Below are 21,171 nucleotides of genomic sequence, written 5' to 3'. Positions count from 1 at the left end.
TGCGGCGGACAGGATCGAATAGGGATACCGGCCGCCGCCCCGCAAGGCGCAATGCCCGCAGGGCTGGCCAGCCAGGCCCGCACGATACGGAACCGAGATTAAGCCGGCGTTAATGGGCCGGCGCTAATGGGCCGGCGGCCGGGGCCTGCGGGCCCGGGCCGTCCGCCAGCGGCAGGTACAGGCGCGCGACCAGGCCGCTGGCCTGGCCTTCCTCGGGCCGCCACAGGCTGCGCGGCTGCAGCAGCAGGCAGCCGCCTGCGCATTCGGCGATGCGCTGCACGATGGGCAGGCCCAGGCCGCTGCCATGCTCCTGGGGACGCTTGCGCCAAAAGCGGCGCGTGGCCTCTTCGCATTCCTCGGCGCTGAGCCCCGGGCCATGGTCGGCCACGGTGAACTCCACATAGCCTGAGCCCGGCTGCTGTGTCTTGCCCGGCATGGCGCCAATGGGCCGCACCGCCAGTTCCACGGCATGCTGCGGCGCATGGCGCAGGGCGTTTTCCAGCAGATTGCGCAGGGCCGAGACCAGCAGGGGCTCGGAGATGGCCAGCGGCCAGGCGCCGTTGCCGGGCTGCTGGTGCGTGTCCAACCATTGGCGCTGCGCCGGCGCCGGTGCTCCGGCGCTCACGGCATTCACCGCCAGTTGCCAGGCCTTGTCCAGCGCCTGCAGCGCATCGGCAGGCGCATCGCCGCAGGCCAGCGCATTGGCGGCACCCGGTTCATGCTGCTCCAGCCGCGCCAGCAGCAGCAACTGCTCCAGCGTGTGCTGCAGGTGCTCCACGCCCTCGCCCGCCTGGGCCAGCGAATCGCGGGCCATGGAGCCGGGCGGCGCGGCCAGAAGGCCGGCAGGCATGCCGGGCGCCGCCAGCGCCATCTGCGCCACCTGCACATGGGTCTTGATGGCGGTGAGCGGCGTGCGCAACTCATGGGCGGCGTCGTCGCTCCAGCGGCGCTCGCGGTCGATGGCGGCGCGCACGCGGTGCAGCAGCTGGTTGAGCGTGCCCACCAGCGGCGCCAGCTCGCGCGTCTGCAGGCCCTGGGCCACGGGCGAGTCGTCGCCGGGCGGGCGGCGCGCCAGTTCGCGCCGCAGGGCCTCCAGCGGCCTGAGGCCCTGGGTCACGGCCCACCACATCAGCCCCATGCTGGCCAGCAGCGCCAGCACGAAGGGCAGGACGATGGTGTAGGCAAAGCCGTGGATCAGGCCCTCGCGCACATCGATGCGGTCGGCCGTGGCGATGCGCACGCCGTGGTCCTCCAGCACATAGGTGCGCCAGGGCTTGCCGCCCTTGATGATGGTCGAGAAGCCCAGCGGCATGCTCTGCGGGAACACGGGACTGCCCTCGGTCTTGGCCAGCACCTGCGGCAGGGCCGATTCGGGGCGCACGGGCTGGACCTCGCCGCGCACCAGGCTGACCTCGCAGGCCACGCCGTCGCGCGCGATCACGTTGAGCATGGGGCTCCAGTCCTGCGGCAGCTCCCGGGCAGGCCGGAACTGGTGGACGATGCCGGCCACCATGCGCGCCGAGGCGATCAGCCGGTCATCCAGCACGGTGCGCAGTTCGTTGCGCATGTCGGAGAACATCCAGGCCGCCACCCCGCCCCACAGCGTGCACAGCGCCAGGCACAGACATGCCAGCAGGCGCACGCGCAGGCTGCGCATCATGGGTGCAGGCCCAGGCGATAGCCCTCGCCGCGCACCGTCTCCACCAGTTCATGGCCCAGCTTGCGGCGCAGATGGTGCACATGAACGTTGACGGCATTGCTCTCCACGTCCTGGCTGTAGCCGTAGAGGCTGTCGCGCAGTTGCTCGGTGCTGAGAATGCGGCCCGGCGACTGCAGCAGCGCGCGCAGCAGCGACCACTCGCGGCGCGACAGCTCCACCGTGCGGCCCTGGCGCTGGATATGGCCTGCAGCGGGATTGATGCGCACCTCGCCCAGCTCGATCCAGTCCACGCTGCGGCCGGCCGCGCGGCGCAGCAGCGCATGCAGGCGCGCCGCCAGTTCGTGCAGGTCAAAGGGCTTGACCAGGTAATCGTCGGCGCCGGTCTGCAGGCCTTCGATGCGCTGGGACACGGCATCGCGCGCCGTCAGCACCAGCACGGGCACCTGCAGGCCCTGGCCGCGCCAGCGCGCCAGCAGCGAGAGGCCATCCTCGTCCGGCAGGCCCAGGTCCAGCACGCAGGCATCGAAATGCGAGGAACGGATGGCCGCATCCGCCTGCCCGGCCGAGGCCACGGTATCCACGCCAAAGCCCTGCAGCTGCAGGCCGGCTCGCACGCCGCTGGCCACCAGCGCGTTGTCTTCCACCAAGAGAACATGCATGTTGTTGTCCGCAGGGCCTGGCGCCAGGCCCCGCCGTCTGTATTCAAGTCGGGAACGAAAAGCGACTGAGCATCGCAGATTTGCCGCGCTGGCGCGGCGGCGTGCCGAATTTCGCAGGCGGGTGCACAAGAATGCGGCCAGGTGGCCCGCTCAGGGCCGGGCCAGCAGCCCGCCCAGCAGCAGGTCCAGCGCCGCCGCGCCGCGCTCCAGCCGCAGGTCGGCGTCCTCGCCCTCGGCAATCCAGAAAGCCGCTTCGGCCAGGCTGCCGTAGATCAGCGATGCCAACGCCTGCGGATCGGCCCGGGCCACGATGCCCTGCGCCATGAGGTCCGCAATCAGTGCCTGCATGGACGCAATGCAGTGGCGCTGCGATTGCGGCAGCGCACCGCCCAAAGCCGCGCGCGCATCGCGCAGCACGATGCGCTGGATTTCAGGCTCCAGCGCCATTTCCAGGTAGGCCTGGCAGCGACTGCGAAAGCCCTGCCAGGGATCCTGGGCATGGGCGGTGATGGCCTTCAGGCGTTCATCCACCTCGGCATCGATCTGCTCGACCACGGCCGCCAGCAGGCCCTGCTTGTCGCCGAAATGGTGGTACAGCGCGCCCCGCGTCAGGCCCACCTGCGCGGTGAGATCGTCCATGGAGGCATCGGCGTAGCCCTGCTCTCCAAAGGCCTTGCGGGCCGTGGCCAGCAGCGTGGCGCGGGTTTCTTCCATCTCGGCGCGGGTGCGGCGAACCATGGCCAATCTCCTTACATACGGCGTGCATGATTATTTACATACGCCACGTATGTATATAGGATTCTATTCATACGCAGCGTATGTATTTTCTCTGTCCCGCGACGGCGGCGCAACACCCCCCACCTGTTTGAAGGGATCTGGACCATGAATTCGTCTTCCTCCACGCGGCCCGAACCCGCCGCGCGCCGCCCGTGGCTGGCCGTGTCCGCCGTGGGCCTGGCCACCTTTTCCGTGGTGACCACGGAAATGCTGCCGGTCGGCCTGCTCACATCGATTGCCGGCAGCCTGGGCACCTCCATGGGCAGGGCCGGCCTGATGATCTCGCTGCCGGCGCTGCTGGCCGCGCTGTTCGCGCCGCTGGTGGTGATGGCGGCGGGCGGCATGGACCGGCGCCGCATCCTGTGCGGACTGCTGGCCCTGCTCGTGCTGGCCAACCTGGCCTCGGCGCTGGCGCCGTCGCTGATCTGGCTGCTGGCCGCGCGCGTCCTGGTGGGCTTTTGCATGGGCGGCATCTGGGCAATCGCGGGCGGGCTGGCGGCACGGCTGGTACCCCAGGCGTCGATGGGCCTGGCGACCTCCATCATCTTTGGCGGCGTGGCGGCAGCCTCGGTGCTGGGCGTGCCGCTGGGCGCGCTGATCGGCGATTTCGCGGGATGGCGCTGGGCCTTTGGTGGCATGGCAGGCTTCAGCGCACTGGTGCTGGCGCTGCACGTGGCCGTTCTCCCCGCCCTGCCTGCCACAGGCTCGGCCAGCCTGCGCCAGTTCAGCCATCAGCTGGCCAACCGCAGGCTGCAGGCCGGGCTGGCACTGACGCTGCTGCTGGTGGCCGGGCATTTCATGTCCTTCACCTTCGTGCGCCCGTTGCTGCTGACGATGTCGGGGTTCGATGCGCAATGGATGAGCGCGCTGCTGCTGGCTTACGGCATCGCGGGCATTGCGGGCAACTTCCTGGCGGGCATCATCGCGGCGCGCCGCACGGCGCCGAGTCTGGCGGCGATCGCCCTGGGCCTGCTGCTGGCGCCTGTGCTGTTCCTGTCCGTGGGCGGCTCGCCAACCGGTGGTGGCGCCGTGCTGCTGGTCTGGGGCCTGGCCTACGGCGGCGTATCGGTGGGCCTGATGACCTGGATGATGCAGGCTGCGCCACGCGCCGTGGAAATTGCCACGGCGCTGTACGTTGGCGTCTTCAACATCGGTATTGCGCTGGGCTCATGGGCGGGCGGCCAACTGGTCGATGGCTGGGGGCTGCACGCCACGCTCTGGCTGTCTGGCGGCTTGGCCGCTGCGGCCTTGCTGCTGTCTGCGGCCATGGGATTGGCTGGGCGAAATGGACCGGTCGCAGCCTGATGGCCATGAGGCCGTTAACCCCCCGTTAATTCCCCGCTGCCAGCATCCACGACCTGTCAGCCTGCATGGCTGAAACTCCTTGCCCATGCATCTCCGGTCATCCCCTCTTCTTTCGTCCTTCCTGCCCTTGCTTGCTGGCCTGCTGCTGGCGCCTTCGCCTGTTCTTGCCGGACCGGCCGAGCCTGGCGGGCCGTCAGCGCTATCGGCGCTGGGCACCTGGCTGCACCTGCCCGCCAGCCTGGCGCTGGGGCCGCTGGTCCTGCCGATGGGCGTGGTGGTGGCCATGCTGGCCTGGCTGCTGGCGCAGTGGCTGGCGCGCAGGAACGAAAGGCGCACGGGCCAGGCCGTGGATGCGCTGCTTTGGCAAAGCACCCTGGCCGGCCTGCTGGCGGCGCGCCTGGCCTATGTCGCGCAGTGGTGGACCGAGGTCGCGCCGGCCCCCTGGGATTGGAGCGGGATGCCGGCCTTCGCAGGCCGCATCATCGATATCCGCGACGGGGGATGGAACCTGTGGGCCGGCCTGCTGGCCGCGCTGCTGTACATGCTGTGGCGCAGCCGCCGCTCCCCGGTGCTGCGCCGCGCCACAGGGCTGGCGCTGGGCGCGGGGGCGGCCCTGCTGGTGCTGGGCAGCCTGCTGCAGGCGCTGCCCTCCGCAGATGCACCGGCCCTGCCGGCCTTCACCCTGGTCAACGGGCAGGCGCAGCCGGTCTCGCTGCAGCAGTTGCAGCAGGCCGATGGCAAGCCCATGGTCATCAACCTCTGGGCCACCTGGTGCCCGCCCTGCCGACGCGAGATGCCGGTGCTGGCCCAGGCCCAGCAGCAGCGGCCCGATGTGCGCTTCATCTGGATCAACCAGGGCGAGTCTGCCGAGACCGTGATGGGCTACCTGCGGCGCGAGCAGGCAGCAGCCCCGCTGCCGCTGGCCCAGGTGCTGTTCGACCCGCAGCAGCAGGCCGGCCGGCACTGGCGCCAGCGAGGCCTGCCTTCCACCTATTTCTATGGCGCCGACGGCCGGCTGTGCGGCATGCGCATGGGCGAGCTGTCGCGCGCCAGCCTGGCCCAGCATCTGAAGGAATGTTCATGAGCGCTTCCCCCCTGTTCCCCCTGCCTGCACTGGCAGGAGCCCTGGCCCTGTCGGCAGCCTTGGCCCTGCCGGCTGCGGCGTCCGAGCTGCCATCGGAGGATTTCCTGGCCCAGCAGGGACTGACCCTGGTGGGACCGCTGCCGGCCGTGGGCGGACTCAAGGCCTGGGCCGCCTACCGCGACCGCCAGCCCGTGCCCATCTACCGCATGCCTGACGGCAAGCACTGGGTGCTGGGCACGGTGATCGACGCCCAGGGCCGCGACGTGAACGCCCAGGCCCTGCAAGCCGCCGTGCAAAAGCCCATGAGCGAGCAACTGTGGGGCGATGTGCAGCGCGCCCAGTCCATACCGGACGGCCGCGCCGACGCGCCGCGCACGGTCTATGTGTTCACCGACCCCAACTGCCCCTATTGCAACCAGCTGTGGAACGATGCCCGGCCCTGGGTGGAGAGTGGCCAGGTGCAGTTGCGCCACATTCTGGTCGGCATCCTCAAGCCCAGCAGCGAGGGCAAGGCCGCCGCCTTGCTGACCGCGCGCCAGCCCGAGCAGGCCCTGGCCGAGCACGCACGCGCCTATGCCAAGGCCGGCCGCGCCAGCGCAGAGGGCGCGGGCGCCACGCCGCTGGCCCCGGTGCCGCAGGCCACGCGGCAGGTGCTGGCCAACCATGCCTCGCTGATGTCCACCTGGGGACTGCGTGCCACGCCGGCCCTGGTCTGGAAGGATGACAAGGGAGTGGTGCAGGTGCGCACCGGCCTGCCGCCGGGCCTGCTGGAAGAGGTCATGGGGCCGCGTGGCAGGAAATGACGGGGTCGACCATGAGCACAAGCCGTTCTCCCGCCGCTTCCACATCCTCCAGCGACTGGAGCGACCTGTTCCCCGCCAGGCCGGATGCGCCGCCGCTGCGCATCGTGCTGCATGCGCCCACGCCCGGCGCCCTGGCCCGTGCACGCAGCAATCTGGCCAACCTGCGCCAGGACCGGCCCGGTGCCGAGGTCCGCATCGTCATCAACGGCCCGGCCGTCGAGGCGCTGCTGGACGCCGCGCCGGGCACGCCGCAGCATCTGGATGCAGAGGCCCTGGCCCATGCGCTGGTCTGCCCGAACACGCTCAGGAAGCTGGGCCGCGAGGCGCCTGCCGGCATGCGCGTGCTGCCGCAGGGCGGCATCGAGTCACTGGCCCTGCTGCAGCAGTCGGGCTGGTGCTACGTGCGCTGCTGAGCGGCCTGCGCCAGCGAGGCCAGGCAGCGGGCCTGCCATTGGTATTCAGGCTCGAACGATTCGCGGTCCGTGACGGCGCCGTGGCCGCCCTCGCCATAGACCATGGCATAGGCCGCATAGTCGGCCGCCTGCAGCGCCCGGCCCGCCAGCCCATGGGCCGTGGCATAGGTGGCGGACACGGCGGCATGGCCGCAGCCGTCGAGGGAGCGCGATCCCTGGTGATGGTTGGCCAGGCTGGCCGCCTCGCGGGCCAGGCGGTCCAGCTCCTGCCTGTCGATCTGGCCGTCCAGGTAGCGGCGAAGGCCTTGTGCGCAGCGGATGACGTCCGGGTCTTCCAGCAGGTGCGCGATGCGGTCCACGCAGGCCTGTGTGAATTGCAGCCTCAGATGCTCGCCGGCTTCGGCGGCAAGGTCCAGTTCCGAAGCAAGGCTGTTCAGGGCATGGTTCATGGAGAACTCCTTGGCAGTGGCAACACAAGCAGCGTAGACCGGGGCCGCGCACGGAAACAAGAGGGTGATTTCCGATACGCGCCCCGCATTCCCGAGGAATGCAGTCACCCTGTTAACCCCGTCTTAATCCCTGCGCCACACGCTATGGACTGCCTTGGGCGCCTGTCCATGGCAGGCAGTCGGTGGCGCTTTACAAGCCCATTGCTTGACTCACATCAAGCCACCAAGGCCCTGAATTTCATATATTAAATTCAATATAAAAAGCATATTTTTAATGCTTTATTGAGTTTGAGCGACCACCCTCCGTGGCCGCAGGACGATGAAAGACAGGCCATGCCAAAAACATCCCGCGCCGGCAGCGGCTGCAACGACTGCAGCTGCAAGCCCTCCTCCCAGGACATCCCCGCCCGCGCCGCCGCCCATGCGCAGCCCGCCGCAGGCAAGCGCGGCTTCCTGCAGGATCTGCTGGCCGCTGCCATGGCGGCCGTGGCCCTGCCCGTGGCGGCGGCCGCGCCCGGCACCCCGGGTTTCCAGCCGCCGCGCCGTCCCGGCGAGGCCGGCAAGCGCTACGGCATGCTGGTGGACCTGCGCCGCTGCATAGGCTGCCAGGCCTGCACGGTGAGCTGCTCCATGGAGAACCTGCCGCCGCTGGGCCAGTTCCGCACCACGGTGCTGCAGTACGAGGTGCAGCACGCGGGCAACGAGGACCTGCCGCCGGCCATGCTCAACCTGCCGCGCCTGTGCAACCACTGCGACAACCCGCCCTGCGTGCCGGTCTGCCCGGTGCAGGCCACCTTCCAGCGCAGCGACGGCATCGTGCTGGTGGACAACGAGCGCTGCGTGGGCTGCGGCTACTGCGTGCAGGCCTGCCCCTATGACGCACGCTTCATCAACCACGAGACGCAGACCGCCGACAAGTGCACCTTCTGCGAGCACCGCCTGGAAGCCGGCCTGCTGCCGGCCTGCGTGGAAAGCTGCGTGGGCGGCGCCCGCGTGATCGGCGACCTCAACGACGAGGGCAGCGAGATCCGCCAGCGCATGCGCGAGCACGCCAAGGACCTCAAGGTGCTCAAGCCCGCCATGGGCACGGACCCGCATGTGTACTACCTGGGATTGCCCGACGCCTTCGTCGACGGCGTGGACGGGCAGGCCAGCGTGCGGCTGGTCACTTCCCACTGAACGCAAGGAGCACCCCATGCACATCGTCGAACTCCTGACCCCCGCCTACGAATCGGCCTGGCTGCCCTGGGCCGTGCAGTACTTCTTCCTGGCCGGCATTGCCACGGGCGCCGCCCTGCTGGCCGCCGCCTGCGCCTGGGCGCCGCGTGCCAGCGCCATGGCGCGCCTGCTGCCGGCCGCCGTGCTGGTGCTGGCCGTCAGCGCCATCGCCGCGCCCGTGTCGCTGCTGGCCGACCTGCACCAGCCTGCGCGCTTCTGGCATTTCTATGCGCACTTCACGCCGTGGTCGTGGATGTCGGTGGGCGCGCTGCTGCTGCCGGCCTTCGTGGGACTGGCGCTGGCCTTCGTGCTGGCCTGGTGGCTGGGCCGGCCGCAGTGGCTGCGCTGGCTTGCGCCGCTGCTGGCCGTGTCGGCGCTGACCATCACCGCCTATACCGGCGCCGAGCTGATGGCCGTGCGCTCGCGCCCGCTGTGGAACACGCTGTGGGTGCCGCTGAACCTGGCGCTCACGGGCTGGCTGGCCACGGTGGGCTGCATGCTGGTGACGGCGCGCTTTCTGCCCGCCCGCCACCGCCCCGATGCCGGCGCCCTGCAGGCGCTGCGCATGCTGGGCCTGGCGCTGGCGCTGTGCCTGCTGGCCATGGTGGCGGTCTGGGCCGTTGCCGGCTGGCTGGGCCAGGGCCGCTCCTTCCAGGCAGCGCTGCAGCTGTGGCAGCAGTTTCCGGTCTGGCGCCTGAGCATGCTGGGCTCGGCCGTGGCCGGTGCCGCCCTGCTGTGGGCCCTGGTGCGGGGTGGGCAGCGCATGGTCTGCCCGCGCTACACGCTGGCCCTGGGGCTGGGTCTGGCCGCCGCGGCCTGGGCCTTCCGCTGGGCGCTGTTCATGGGCGTGCAGGGCGTGCCCAAGTACGGCGCGGGCCTGTACATCTACCACATGCCGCTGGGCGGCGACGGCCTGCTGGGCATGCTGGGCGTGGCCGGCCTGTGCATCGCGCTTGTGACGCTGGCCACCTGGGCGCTGGAGCTGTTTCCCGCGCGTTCGGCCGCGGCCCGCGCCCTCTGACACCGCCGCCCTGACGACCCCTCACCCATTCACGGAGCGCGGCCCGCCACCGGCCGGCCGCGCCACAGAAAGCCTTTCATGACCGACAAGAAGAAACTCCCCCAAGCTCCCGAAGATTCCCTGGATGCCGAGGCCGCCCGCCGCCGCCTGCTGCTGCGCGGTGGCCTCACCGCCGGTGGGCTGGCCGCCTTTGCGGCCGGCTACGGTGAAACACTGGCGCGCGGTGCCAAGGGCCTGGTCGCAGGCACCTCGGGCACGCCCACAGCCAGCGCCACGCGCGGCAATTCGCTGACGCCGGAGTTCCGCATCGACCCGGCCACGGGCGCGCTCGCCACCCAGCCCGGCCAGGTGGTCAGCCCCTCCAGCTGCCTGGGCTGCTGGACGCAGTGCGGCGTGCGCGTGCGTGTCGATACCGCCAGCAACCGCATCCTGCGCGTGGCAGGCAACCCCTACCACCCGCTGGCCACCACGCGGCCAGCGGCCATGGACGAACCCGTGCGCGAGGTCTACGCCAAACTGGGCAAGGAACTGGGCCTGGAGGGCCGGGCCACGGCCTGCGCGCGCGGATCGTCCATGCTGGAGCACCAGAGTGCGCCGCACCGCGTGCTCACCCCGCTCAAGCGCGTGGGCCCGCGCGGCAGCGGCCGCTGGCAGAGCATTTCCTTCGAGCAGCTGGTGCAGGAAGTCTGCGAGGGCGGCGATCTGTTCGGCGAAGGCCAGGTCGAGGGCCTGCGCGCCATCTGGGACCCCAGGACGCCGCTGGACGCCGACAACCCCGAGTTCGGCCCGCGCTCCAACCAGTTGCTGGTGACCGACGCCTCCAACGAAGGCCGCGCCCAGCTGCTGCGCCGCTTTGCGGGGCCGTCCTTCGGCACCGTGAACGTCAGCAACCACGGCGCCTACTGCGGCCAGAGTTTTCGCGTGGGCGCGGCAGCGGCCCTGGGCGACCTGCCCGGCATGCCGCACGGCAAGCCGGACTGGAGCCATGCCAGCTTCGGCCTGTTCATCGGCGCGGCGCCCGCGCAGTCCGGCAACCCCTTCCAGCGCCAGGGCCGCGAACTGGCCGAGGCCCGCTCGCGCGAGGACAACCGTTTCCGCTACGTGGTGGTCTCGCCCGTGCTGCCGACCTCGTCCAGCCTGGCTGCGGGCAGCGGCAACCGCTGGCTGGCCGTCAAGCCGGCCAGCGACCTGGCCCTGGTCATGGCGCTGATCCGCGTCATCCTGGACGAGGCGCGCCATGACACGGACTTTCTCGCCCAGCCCGGCCCGGCCGCCATGCAGGCGGCGGGCGAGGCGTCCTGGAGCAATGCCACGCACCTGCTGGTCAACGAGCACGGCCACCCGCGCCATGGCAGCTTTCTGCGCGGCGCCGACCTGGGCTGGGCCCTGCCCGCGCCAGCCGAAGACGGCAAGCCGGCCCAGGACGTGTTCGTGGTGCAGCGTGCCGATGGCAGCCTGGCGCCGCACACCCAGGCCGAGCCTGCACAGCTGATGGTGCGCACCCGCGTGGCCGTGCCCGGCCTGAAGGCCGAAGGCGCGGACCAGGCCCCCGAGCTGTCGGTCTGCTCCTCGCTGGCCAAGCTGCATGAGCAGGCCAGCCTCAAGACACTGGACGAATACGCGGCGCTGTGCGGCGTGGCGCGCGGCGAGATCGAGGCGCTGGCGCGCGAGTTCACCAGCCATGGCAAGCGCGCCGTGGCCGATGCGCATGGCGGCACCATGAGCGGCGCGGGCTTCTACACCGCCTACGCCATCAGCATGCTCAACACCCTGGTGGGCAACCTCAACGTGCAGGGCGGCCTGGTGCTGGATGCCGGCCCGTTCGGCCCCTTCGGCCCCGGCCCGCGCTACGACTTCGCCAACTTCGACGGCAAGGTCAAGCCGCGCGGCCTGGCGCTGTCACGCCACCGCCAGCCCTACGAGAAAAGCGCGGAATTCCAGCGCAAGCGCGAGGGCCAGCCAGAGGGCGCGAAGGACTACCCCGCCGCCCAGGCCCCGTGGTACCCGGCCGTGGGCGGCCTGTCCAGCGAGATGCTGGCCAGCGCGCTGGCCGGCTACCCCTACCGCGCCAAGGCCTGGATCAACCACATGAGCAACCCCGTCTACGGCATTGCGGGCTTTCGCAATGCGCTGGTGGACGATCTCAAGGACCCGAAGAAGCTGCCGCTGATCGTCTCCATCGACCCCTTCATCAACGAGACCAGCGCGCTGGCCGATTTCATCGTGCCCGATACCGTGACCTACGAGAGCTGGGGCATCTCGGCGCCCTGGGCCGACGTGGTGGCCAAAAGCTCCACCGTGCGCTGGCCCGTGGTGCAGCCCGCCGTGGCGCGCACGGCCGGCGGCCAGCCCGTGAACGTGGAGAGCTTCCTCTTCGCCGTGGCAGAACGGCTGGGCCTGCCCGGCTTTGGCGAGGCCGCCATCAAGGACGCCCAGGGCCAGCCCCATGCGCTGCGCTCGGCCGAGGACTTCTTCATCCATGCCCTGGCCAACGTGGCCTGGGCAGGCGGCAAGCCCGTGCCGGCGGCCAGCGATGACGACATCGCCATCACCGGCGTGGACAGGCTGGTGCCCGCGCTGCGCCAGCGCCTGAAGGACGATGAATGGCGCCAGGTGGCCATGCTGCTGACGCGCGGCGGGCGCTTCGACCGCATCGAAGACGCCTGGAAGGACGGCCACACCCGCAAGGCCCACGCGCCTGCCCTGCAAGTGTGGAGCGAGGAGCTGGCCCGCATGCGCCACGCCATGACGGGCGAGCGCTACAGCGGCTGCCCCACCTGGTACCCGGCGCGGCTGGCCGACGGCAGCGCCATGCGCACGCATTTCGGCGAGCAGCAATGGCCGCTGCTGCTGACCTCGTACAAGTCCAACCTGATGAGTTCCATGTCGATTGCCGTCTCGCGGCTGCGCCAGGTGCATCCGCACAACCCGGTGTCCCTGCACCGCGATGACGCCGAGCGGCTGGGCATCGCCAACGGGGACACGGTGCGCATCCGCACGCCGGGCGGCGCGGTGACGGCCGTGGCCATGGTGCGCGACGGCGTGATGCCGGGGACCGTGGCCATCGAGCACGGCTACGGCCACCGCGAGCTGGGCGCAGGCCGCCACAGCATTGACGGCAAGCCCATGCCGGTGAACGCCGAGCATGCCAATGGCGTGAACCTCAACGACCTGGGCTTTGCCGATCCCACGCGGCCCGGCTGCAAAAACGTGTGGGTGGACTGGGTGTCGGGCGCCGCGGTGCGCCAGGGCCTGCCTGCGCGCATCGAGAAAACCTAGTGTCTTCAGCCCATCAGGATCAATGCACCACACGACCCACTCCCTGCCCAATGGCTGCGTTGTCGCAGAGTTGAAGGGTCTTGCCAGGGCCACCATTTACAAAAGGAGACACCATTCGCGGGATTGCCGGTCCTCGTGGCGGATGCTGAAATCCCGGCAGAGCCTGCACACCCAAGGGGTGCGAGGCAGGCTACTGCAAGCCGCTACGTTTCGAAAGCACACCCAAGAGAGGGGCGCTACATGCAGGTTGACTCCTTCTTTCAATCTGGTGGCACCTGGCGAGTTGCCACCCCAATACGCGAGCCGGCTCCCGGCGGCCGGTGGCAGCACGGCGCAACCGTGGCTTTGGCCGCCGCCGCAATCGCTTTCGCGCACGCCTGTCACGCGCAAACCACTTGGGTGGGCAGGGTCACGATCGGGGACGTGATCCGCGAGGATCTGACCAATGCACTGGCGGCCCAGCAACAGGCTACGAAGAACAAGTCCGAGTTCAACCGCAGGATCGCCAAAGCACGTCAGGGCTTTCTTGAAACAGCCCGGACGCCAGGCACCAGAGCCAAGGCGGAAGCGGAGTTCGCCAAGCTGCTGCTGGAAAAGGATCTCTACTTCCTCACGCTCTACCTCAACGAAGGCTTTTCGGAACGAAATATATCCATCGTCAAGGGACTGGAGCGCGTGACAGGGGGCGCTTTGGACAACGGCATCCCATCGGATGGCCGTGCGGCCTTTGAAAGCTGGGTCAGAGGCATCAGGGCTTCGCTGGGAGCGGCGCGAGACGGCCAGATGGCGATGGCGGCACTTCAGCCCGACCGCTTGCAACAGGCACTGCAGGCCAACGATTCGACCTACCAGGCGTACAAACGGCTCAGAGACCGACAGGAAATCCAGCTCGGCATGGGCCAGGAACAGCAGGCGCAGGCAGCCGCCACCAGGGATGTGCAGGCCGCCACTGCACCCGATGGTGGCGCACGGCTGTTCGAGCAACAGCGGCAACGCCTCTCCGCCGTCGATCTCCACGGTCTGGCCGAAGGCGATGTGTATCACTGGATGGTTGAAACCGGGAACAAAGGCCATCAAACCCTGCAATGCACCTATGGGCCTAAATTGAACTCCAGCGGTGTCAAAAGCTATGCCACCTATGGCTTCTGGTATGCGAAGGCACCGGAAGACATCCCGGCCATGCTCGCGCGGGACCCTAAGGGAGTGCTGCGCTTCATCGGTGACCAGGCCATCAAGGAATGCCCGCCCAGCGACAAGGCCGCGCTTGCGCTGCGCCGCAGCCTGATGGCCCGGCACCCCGTCACCGGCACAGCGCAACCCTTGCCATCAAGTCCTGGAATGGCGCCCCTTCCTGCAGCCCCCATGCCCCCAGGCCTCTCGCCTCAGGAGGCAAGGAACTGGGTGCGCAGCAACGCAAGGCAATCGGCCGGGAGAAACCCGCAATGACGCAATGGACCTGTAACAAATGCGGCCGAACGATAAGCTCCACCGGCACGCTGCCACCCGATCACGACTGCAAGCAAAGTCTCGCAAGCCCGGGGGCAGACCGTGGGTTGATCGCATTTTTCGCGGGTGCTGCTACCGGCCTCTACTGCTGGTACAAGACACAGCACGCCGGACTCGCAATGGGCGCGGCGCTACTGGCCGCAGCCATCGCATCCACCAAGCTGTTCGGCACACTTCTGTTTTGGGCTCTCGCCGTCATGGTGATATATGCGCTTGTGTCCGGCTGACTGCGCACTGGGCCAGTGCGCCATATCCCGCCATGGCCAGCACAGCCCGGAGCAGCTCCTGAAAGGTCAGTCCCCGGCCTGCCAGCCGCCGCCCAGCGCCTGGTACAGCGCAATGGCGTTTTCCAGCTGGCTCTGGCGCAGGCGTATCACCTCCTGCTGCGCCTGGAAGAGATTGCGCTGGGCGTCCAGCTCTTCCAGGTAGCTGGCGTAGCCGGCCTCGTAGCGGTCCTTGGCAAAGCCCAGGGAGCGCTGCAGCACCGCCTCGCGCTCGCTGGCGTGCTGCCACTGCGACTGCAGGCGCCGGGTGCCGACCAGGGCGTTTTCCACATCGGCCAGGGCCTTGATCACCACGCCACGGTAGGCATAGGCGGCCTGGTCGCGCTGGGCGGTCACGGCGTCGAACTGCCCTTGCAGCCGGCCGCCCGTGAACAGCGGCGCCAGCACGCTGCCGCCCAGGGCCCAGACCGTGGCCGGGTGGTATTGCAGGGCGTTGACCAGCAGGCTGCCGGCGCTGGCCGTCAGCGAGACCTGGGGCAGGAAGGCGGTGCGCTGCACGGCCAAGCTTTCGTCGGCGGCCGCCAGTTGCAGCTGGGCCCGTGCAATGTCGGGGCGGCGCTGCAGCAAGGCCGAAGGCAGGCCGGCGGCCGGCGCAGGCGGCGGTGCGCCCAGCGCAGCGGACTGGCCGTCGGTTGTTGCCATGAGCGCGGCTGCCTGCTCGTCACCCTCGCCGCCGGCCAGCAGCAGGAGCGCCGTGCGCTGGCGCGCCAGCGACAGTTCCAGCTGCTCCACGGCCTGCTGCACGGATTGCAGCTCGGCCTGGGCCTGGGTGAGCTGCAGCTGCGAGGTGTAGCCGACGCGTGCCTGATCGTCAGCCAGGCGCAGGGCCTGTTCGCGCGAGCGGGCCGTGGCCTGGGCCACTTGCAGCTGCGATTGCAGCGAGCGCAGGCCCACATAGGCCTGGGCCGTGGTGGCGGCCACGGCCAGTGCCACGGCGTCGCGGTCGGCCTCGCTGGCCTGCAGGCGCAGGGCGGCGGCCTTTTCCAGGTGGGCGATGCGGCCCCACAGATCAGGCTCCCAGCTGGCCTGCAGGCTGGGCTGCACCGAGCGCGTGTGCGCCAGGCCCCGCGCGCCCAGGCTGCGGCCCGTGGAGACGCCGGCCGTGGCCGAGAGCTGGGGCAGGCCCGCAGCGCCTGCCACATCCAGATTGGCCCGCGCCTCATCCACGCGCGACAGGGCCAGCAGCACATCGTTGTTGCGGGACTGGGCCAGTTCCACCCAGCGCGTGAGCAGCGGATCGCCAAAGGCCTGCCACCACGATGCCTGGACGGCGGCGGCCGGCTCCTGCCCTGCCCCGCTCCACTGGGCGGGCATGGCGGGCCGAGCCGCTTCAGGCGCGTTGCTCAGCGGCGGCACGCTGCAGCCGGCCAGCGCGGCGGCGCAGGCGATGGCCATGGCCAGTGCGCGGGCGGTCATGGGCGGGCCTCCGGTTGGGGTGCGGGCTGCTGTGCGGGTTGCTGTGCGGGTTGGGTCTCAGGCTGCGCCGTATCCAGCCGCACCACCACCGACATGCCCGCGCGCAGCCTGGCGGCCAGCTCCTGGTCGGGATCGATTGCAATCTTGACTGGCAAGCGCTGCACGACCTTGGTGAAGTTGCCCGTGGCGTTGTCGGCCTTGAGCACGCTGAATTCCGAGCCCGTGGCGGGCGCGATCTCCAGCACGCGGCCCGTGAGGTGGGCGCCGCCCAGCGCATCAACGCTGAAGCGCACAGCCTGGCCTATGCGCACCTGGGCGGTCTGGGTTTCCTTGAAGTTGGCCACCACCCACAGCGTGTGCGGCACCACGTACATGAGCTGGGAGCCGGCCGTGACGTACTGGCCCCGGCGCACGCCCACCTCGCTGACCTGGCCATCGCCGGGCGCGTGCACCACGGTGTTGTCCAGGTTGATCTGGGCCTGGCGCAGCTGGGCCTCGGCCATCTGGACCTGGGCTTCGAGCGAGGCGCGGTTCACCGTCGTCGCCTTGATCTTCTGGGCGTTGATTTCGATGTCGGCCTGGGCCTTGGCCACGTTGGTGGCCGCCAGGCGCGCGGTGGCACGCACCTTGTCGCGCTCGTTGAGCGAGACGGAGCCGCGCTCGGACAGCGCCTGCACGCGCTGCAGCTCGGCTGCCGCACGGTCGGATTCGGCCTGCGCCGCCGCCAGGCCGGCGCGGCTGGCGCCCAGCGTGGCGCGGTTCTGGGCCTGGGTCTGGTCGGCATTGGCCAGCTGTGCGCGGGCATTGGCCAGCTGGGCCTGCGCCTGGGCCTGGGCGGCTTCGTAGGTGCGTGCGTCGATGCGCACCAGGGGCTGGCCGGCCTTGACGTTCTCGTAGTCCTGCACCAGCACCTCGGTCACATAGCCGCTGACCTGGGGCGCGAGCACGGTGACGGCGCCGCGCACATAGGCGTTGTCGGTGCTGACCACGGTGCCCGCGAAGGGGAACAGGTTCCATGCACGCAGCACCAGCAGCACGCCGGCCAGTGCGACCACCAGCATCACCAGCACGCTGCGCAGCGAGGGTTTGATGAGCTTGGGCGATGGCGAAGGTGATGGCGAGGGCGAAGGCGCCGCAGCGGGAGCCGGCGCAGGCGAGGCAGAGGCGGCCGTGCCGCCATTGGAATTTTCGGAGTCACTCATGTTGTTGTCTTTTCTCTGGGCGAACGGTTTCAGGCGCGGGCGACGGGTTGGGTGGGCGGCTGGCCCGGCGCGTCCTGCGGCGCGGCGGCATCGGTGCCGCGCATGGCCGAGGCATCGGCAGCGGCGGCGCGCATGCGCTCCACGAAGGCGCGCTGGCGTGCGCGGCCGGCCAGGGCCAGCATCCACAGCAGGTAGAGCACGGCCACGCCGGCCGTGAGCGCGAACACGTCGTTGTAGGCGCGCACATTGGCCTCGCGGCGTGCGGCCTGCGCCAGCTGGGCCGTGCCCTGGGCCGCACGCAGGGCCGGGTCGGCGATGACGCGGGCCAGGCTTTGCTGCTGCAGGCGCAGGCGGTCGGCCACGATGGGGTCGGTGGGATCGACATCGGCCACGATGGCGGCCGAATACACCTGCTCGCGGTGCATCTGGTAGGTGCTCAGCAGGGCCGAGCCCATGAGCGCGCCCATGGCCTGCGTCATGGAGATGGTGACGATGGCCGTCAGCATGTAGTGCGCGCCGAACTTCAGGCCCTGCACCACGCCGATCAGCATCAGCGGCCCCATGAACAGGCCCGCGCCCACGGCCATGAGGAACTGGCTGCCGAAGAAGTCCTCGGGCCGGGCCAGGCTGGTGCGGCTGTGGTCCAGCCAGGCCGCCAGCGCGAACAGCACGATGGAGCCCACGATCTGCTTGCCCATGTTCTCCAGCCCGAAGGTCAGCGCCGACACGGCAATGCCCGCGATGGTGCCCAGCAGGATGACGATGAACAGCGGCTGCATCTGGTCCACCGTCATGCCCAGCATGCGCTGCATGCCGATCACGCCATAGGTCTGCTCGGTGGTCAGAAAGCGCAGCAGCAGCGCACCGATCACGAAGCGCACCGTGGGCGCCAGCACGAACCAGCGCGTCTGCAGCATGGGATTGCGGCGGTGGTGCTCGATGTACAGCGCCACGCTCAGCAGGACGATGGAGCCGATCAGCATCCAGGCCAGCCAGGGCGTGTCCAGCCACCAGTGGTTGTAGCCCTGCACCAGCACGGCGATCAGCAGGCCCACGCCGGGCACCATGAGGAAGAAGGTCAGGAAGTCCAGCCGCTCGAAGCTGCGGATGTGCACGCCCGGCGGCAGCTTGAGCACCACCACGCCCGCGAACGAGATCAGGGCCAGGCCGGCCTCGAACAGATAGAGGTTGTGCCACTCGCTGTTGAACAGCAGGCCCGGCGAAAGGATCCAGGCCAGCGGCGTGGCGATCTGCCCCAGCCCCACGCCGATCACCAGCATCTTGAGCACATGCTTGCGCGGCGCAGCCTGCAGCATGTAGAGCGTGCCCAGCGTGCTGCAGGTGGCGCCCGCCAGGCCGCTGGCCGCGCGCAGCATGAGCAGGCTGGTGTAGCTGCCCAGCACCAGGTGCAGCAGCGTCAGCAGCGCATACAGGCCCAGCCCGATCTCGGCGAACAGCCGCATGCCGAACTGCTGGCGGAATTTGTAGACCAGCAGGTTGGCCGTCATGTTGAGCATGACGTAGGCGCCGGTCAGCCAGGCGGCCTCGGAAGACGTCAGCCCCATCTGGCCCTGGATGGTGGGCAGGTTGGCCGTGAACAGTGCATTGCCCAGGCCACCCGTCAGCGCCACCAGCACGGCGATCAGGCCATAGGCGGCGCGCACGGCCGGCTGGTGCAGCGGCATGGACGGCGAGCCCGGCAGGCTGGGCTTTTCATGCTCTTCCCAGTCCGGCGGGGGCTTGAGGTAGACGACGGGGGGCGACGGGGGCAGCACGGGCCCCGGTGGAGTGGGTGTGGTGGCCATGTCAGGCCTTCAAGCCTTGCCAGACGATCTGCAACGCCTTGCGCGCCAGGGTGCGCCGCTGCTGCGGCGTCTCGCCGCGCAGCGAGGCGCCCAGCATGCCGAAGACCAGGGACAGCTCGGCCTGCGTCAGCGGCTGGCGGCAATGGCCACAGGCCACGGCCCGGTCCATGGCCGGCCGAAAGATCTGCCACATGGCAACGCGGGCCTGGGCGATGACCTCGTCGCCGCGCTCCACGGTGCGCCAGTAATCGGTGATGGGGGCCGAGACCGCAATGCGCTCGGCCAGGCGCGACAGCAGCTTGTAGAAGGCATCGTCATCCTCGGCCATGGCTTCGGCCGCGCTGCGCATGTTGTCCAGCGAACGCTCCAGCAGCGCCAGCATCAGCGCACGCCGGTCAGGAAACTGCCGGTACAGCGTGGCGCGGCCGACCTCGGCGCGCTCGACCACCAGGTCCAGCGGCGCGGTCACGCCATGCTCGGAAAACACGGCATCGGCCGCGTCCAGCAGCTGGGCGCGGCGGATATCGGCACTGGGTCTTTTGGAAGTCATGCGGACAATTATCGGACAAAGTTGTCCGTTAAATGTCCGCAACCGGCCTATCCCATGGCAAGGCCATGGACAAAAAAGCCAGCGGTTTCCAGCAGCGGCAAGGCCTCTACAGGTCGGTCAGCGGCAGCAACTGGCGGCGGCTGTCAAAGCGCCGCGACTGGCCGTCCAGAGGATCGGTGAAGGCCAGGCTGCGCGCCAGCAGCTGCAGCGGGCGCGAGTAGTCGCCCTCGGGCATGTCATGCACTTCAGGGTAGAAGCCGTCACCCCACAGCGGCAGGCTCAGGGCGGCCATGTGCACGCGCAACTGGTGGCGCTTGCCGCTTTCGGGCTCCAGCCGGTAGCGCGCCCAGCGGCCGTGCTGCTCCACCACCTGCATGTGGGTGCGGGTGTTGGGCGTGCCGGCCACCTCGTGCATGCGAAAGAAATGGCCGCTTTCTTCCATGCGGCTTTCATGCGTGCGCGGGAAAACCACGTCCTCGCGCCAGGGGGCCACGGCCTCGTAGGTCTTGTGGATGGCGCGGTCGCGGAACAGCGCCTGGTAGATGCCGCGCGTGGCGCGCTGCACCGAAAACACCACCAGCCCCGCCGTGTCGCGGTCTATGCGGTGGATGGGCGACAGCTCGGGCAGGTCGAATTCGCGCTTGAGCCGCACCAGCAGCGTCTGCTGCAGGTACTTGCCGGCCGGCACCACGGGCAGGAAATGCGGCTTGTCGGCCACCAGCAGATGCGCGTCGCGGTGGATGACTTCGGCCTCGAAGGGGATGGGCGGCTCGGCCTGCAGCTCGCGGTAGTAGTAGTAACGCAGGCCCGGCGCAAAGGCCGTGCCTGCATCGGCGGCGCGGCCATGCTCGTCCACCACCTCGCGCAGCGCCAGGCGCCGCAGCCAGTCCTCGCGCGCCACGGCCGGCAGGCGCTCGGCCAGAAAATCGATCAGCAACCCGCCGCCCTGGCTGGGCAGCACCACGCAGCTGGGGCTGACGCCGTCGCGTATGGGAAGAACCTTGGGGTCGTGGGCGTTGTGCATGGATTCCTGCCCTCAGCGCTTGTGCAGCGCTGCCCACTCATCGGGCGTCACGATCAGGCCGGGAAAGCTGTCACGCAGCGCCAGAAGGTCGCCGTCGCCGGTGATGAGCGCCCGGGCCCGGCCCACATGCGCCAGCACCAGGAACACCTGGTCCTTGTCGTCCCGGCACAGCGGCAATGCAGGCCAGGGCTGCGGCAGTGTGACGACATCGGCCCAGGGCAGGAAATCCTCCAGCAAGGCCTGTTGCTCGGCCGTTGACAGCTTGAACTTCGGGTAGGCGAGCACACGCAGCAATTCGCTGGCCGTTTCCCTGCAGACCAGGGGCTTCAACTGCTGGTGCTGCCAGGCCCGGCGTATCCACGCAAGACGGCCGGACGTGAACAGCAATGCCGAGAGCACGACGTTGGTGTCCAGGACGACACGCATCATTTGCGCGCCCAGGAGGTGGCCTCCTGCACATCCTCTTCGGTGATGCCCATCTGCTGCAGCTTGTCGCGGACGGCCTGTGCGCGCTGGACACGCTGCACGTGCACAGGCGTGAGCACGATGCGGCCGTTTTCCACGGCCACCTCGAAATACTCTGCGGCCTCCACCTCGGACACCACGGCCTTGGGCAGGGTGATCTGGTTCTTCGACGTCAATTTGGCAAGCATGGCCGGCTCCTGCAAATGAGAGAAAACACGGAAATCTTACTTCCTTACTCCATTCCTCTGCGG

General features: G+C 69.5%; 20 protein-coding genes. 9 read left to right on the top strand and 11 right to left on the bottom strand.

Features of this window, described 5'->3' with window-relative positions; all coding sequences use genetic code 11:
• Nucleotides 1–109: 109 nt before the first annotated feature.
• From DA1_RS22415 to DA1_RS22405, 3 genes are all read right to left on the bottom strand, one after another.
• On the bottom strand, nucleotides 110–1,660 hold the full coding sequence (locus tag DA1_RS22415) for an ATP-binding protein (protein ID WP_034394649.1): 1,551 nt from the start codon (nucleotides 1,658–1,660) through the stop codon (nucleotides 110–112).
• The gene (locus tag DA1_RS22410; protein ID WP_012206042.1) at nucleotides 1,657–2,319 is read right to left on the bottom strand and encodes a response regulator; all 663 of its coding nucleotides are present in this window, start codon (nucleotides 2,317–2,319) and stop codon (nucleotides 1,657–1,659) included. Before DA1_RS22410 ends, DA1_RS22415 begins: the two co-directional genes overlap by 4 nt.
• A 150-nt stretch (nucleotides 2,320–2,469) precedes the next feature.
• Nucleotides 2,470–3,057, bottom strand: coding sequence for a TetR/AcrR family transcriptional regulator (locus tag DA1_RS22405; RefSeq protein WP_013802038.1), 588 nt, complete (start codon nucleotides 3,055–3,057; stop codon nucleotides 2,470–2,472).
• A gap of 144 nt (nucleotides 3,058–3,201) precedes the next feature.
• Here DA1_RS22405 and DA1_RS22400 point away from each other — a divergent pair, with 144 nt between their 5' ends.
• The 4 genes from DA1_RS22400 (at nucleotide 3,202) to DA1_RS22385 (ending at nucleotide 6,701) form a co-directional block, all read left to right on the top strand.
• On the top strand, nucleotides 3,202–4,401 hold the full coding sequence (locus DA1_RS22400; RefSeq protein ID WP_034394652.1) for an MFS transporter: 1,200 nt from the start codon (nucleotides 3,202–3,204) through the stop codon (nucleotides 4,399–4,401).
• A gap of 85 nt (nucleotides 4,402–4,486) precedes the next feature.
• Complete coding sequence (locus tag DA1_RS22395; protein ID WP_034394655.1) at nucleotides 4,487–5,485, top strand: TlpA family protein disulfide reductase; 999 nt, start codon at nucleotides 4,487–4,489, stop codon at nucleotides 5,483–5,485.
• On the top strand, nucleotides 5,482–6,288 hold the full coding sequence (gene dsbG, locus DA1_RS22390) for a thiol:disulfide interchange protein DsbG (protein WP_034398688.1): 807 nt from the start codon (nucleotides 5,482–5,484) through the stop codon (nucleotides 6,286–6,288). The genes DA1_RS22395 and dsbG overlap by 4 nt, the downstream gene beginning before the upstream one ends.
• Before the next feature lie 11 nt (nucleotides 6,289–6,299).
• A complete protein-coding gene (locus DA1_RS22385; protein WP_034394658.1) occupies nucleotides 6,300–6,701 on the top strand; it encodes a DsrE family protein in 402 nt (133 codons plus the stop codon).
• Here DA1_RS22385 and DA1_RS22380 read toward each other — a convergent pair.
• Nucleotides 6,686–7,150 carry a hypothetical protein gene (locus DA1_RS22380; RefSeq protein ID WP_012206046.1) on the bottom strand — a complete coding sequence of 155 codons (465 nt, stop codon included), beginning with the start codon at nucleotides 7,148–7,150 and terminating at the stop codon, nucleotides 6,686–6,688. The two genes, DA1_RS22385 and DA1_RS22380, sit on opposite strands and share 16 nt — an antisense overlap.
• Before the next feature lie 333 nt (nucleotides 7,151–7,483).
• Between DA1_RS22380 and dsrO the strand changes: the two genes are divergently transcribed.
• The 5 genes from dsrO to DA1_RS30620 all read left to right on the top strand — a co-directional run bounded on the left by dsrO (nucleotide 7,484) and on the right by DA1_RS30620 (nucleotide 14,401).
• Complete coding sequence (gene dsrO, locus DA1_RS22375; RefSeq protein WP_034398690.1) at nucleotides 7,484–8,329, top strand: sulfate reduction electron transfer complex DsrMKJOP subunit DsrO; 846 nt, start codon at nucleotides 7,484–7,486, stop codon at nucleotides 8,327–8,329.
• Nucleotides 8,330–8,345: 16 nt separating this feature from the next.
• Nucleotides 8,346–9,389, top strand: coding sequence for an NrfD/PsrC family molybdoenzyme membrane anchor subunit (gene nrfD, locus DA1_RS22370; protein ID WP_034394661.1), 1,044 nt, complete (start codon nucleotides 8,346–8,348; stop codon nucleotides 9,387–9,389).
• Between the two features lie 78 nt (nucleotides 9,390–9,467).
• Entirely contained in the window at nucleotides 9,468–12,668 is a 3,201-nt protein-coding gene (locus DA1_RS22365) for a tetrathionate reductase subunit A (RefSeq protein WP_034394664.1), read from the top strand.
• Nucleotides 12,669–12,908: 240 nt separating this feature from the next.
• Nucleotides 12,909–14,114 carry a hypothetical protein gene (locus DA1_RS22360; protein WP_034394667.1) on the top strand — a complete coding sequence of 402 codons (1,206 nt, stop codon included), beginning with the start codon at nucleotides 12,909–12,911 and terminating at the stop codon, nucleotides 14,112–14,114.
• The gene (locus DA1_RS30620) at nucleotides 14,111–14,401 is read left to right on the top strand and encodes a hypothetical protein (RefSeq protein ID WP_155294288.1); all 291 of its coding nucleotides are present in this window, start codon (nucleotides 14,111–14,113) and stop codon (nucleotides 14,399–14,401) included. The genes DA1_RS22360 and DA1_RS30620 overlap by 4 nt, the downstream gene beginning before the upstream one ends.
• Nucleotides 14,402–14,467: 66 nt before the next feature.
• On the opposite strand, the gene DA1_RS22350 is transcribed toward DA1_RS30620, so the two are convergent.
• From DA1_RS22350 to DA1_RS22320, 7 genes are all read right to left on the bottom strand, one after another.
• Nucleotides 14,468–15,874: an efflux transporter outer membrane subunit gene (locus tag DA1_RS22350; protein WP_034394673.1), complete on the bottom strand. Its 1,407-nt coding sequence runs from the start codon at nucleotides 15,872–15,874 to the stop codon at nucleotides 14,468–14,470.
• Nucleotides 15,871–17,076 (bottom strand): HlyD family secretion protein, encoded by a 1,206-nt coding sequence (locus DA1_RS22345; protein WP_034394677.1) that lies wholly within the window; start codon nucleotides 17,074–17,076, stop codon nucleotides 15,871–15,873. The genes DA1_RS22350 and DA1_RS22345 overlap by 4 nt, the downstream gene beginning before the upstream one ends.
• 29 nt (nucleotides 17,077–17,105) lie before the next feature.
• The gene (locus DA1_RS22340) at nucleotides 17,106–18,881 is read right to left on the bottom strand and encodes an MFS transporter (protein WP_012206052.1); all 1,776 of its coding nucleotides are present in this window, start codon (nucleotides 18,879–18,881) and stop codon (nucleotides 17,106–17,108) included.
• Nucleotide 18,882: 1 nt separating this feature from the next.
• Nucleotides 18,883–19,431 (bottom strand): TetR/AcrR family transcriptional regulator, encoded by a 549-nt coding sequence (locus DA1_RS22335; protein WP_034394679.1) that lies wholly within the window; start codon nucleotides 19,429–19,431, stop codon nucleotides 18,883–18,885.
• A 106-nt stretch (nucleotides 19,432–19,537) separates the two neighbouring features.
• Nucleotides 19,538–20,455 (bottom strand): pseudouridine synthase, encoded by a 918-nt coding sequence (locus DA1_RS22330; protein WP_034394681.1) that lies wholly within the window; start codon nucleotides 20,453–20,455, stop codon nucleotides 19,538–19,540.
• A gap of 12 nt (nucleotides 20,456–20,467) precedes the next feature.
• Nucleotides 20,468–20,884 carry a putative toxin-antitoxin system toxin component, PIN family gene (locus tag DA1_RS22325; protein WP_034394683.1) on the bottom strand — a complete coding sequence of 139 codons (417 nt, stop codon included), beginning with the start codon at nucleotides 20,882–20,884 and terminating at the stop codon, nucleotides 20,468–20,470.
• Nucleotides 20,881–21,108, bottom strand: coding sequence for an AbrB/MazE/SpoVT family DNA-binding domain-containing protein (locus tag DA1_RS22320; RefSeq protein WP_012206056.1), 228 nt, complete (start codon nucleotides 21,106–21,108; stop codon nucleotides 20,881–20,883). The genes DA1_RS22325 and DA1_RS22320 overlap by 4 nt, the downstream gene beginning before the upstream one ends.
• Nucleotides 21,109–21,171: the final 63 nt, after the last annotated feature.

The sequence above is a fragment of the Delftia acidovorans NBRC 14950 genome (assembly GCF_001598795.1).
GTDB lineage: Bacteria > Pseudomonadota > Gammaproteobacteria > Burkholderiales > Burkholderiaceae_C > Comamonas > Comamonas acidovorans.
Note: the sequence above shows the minus strand (reverse complement) of the source record. Positions and strands in the feature narration are given on the sequence as shown.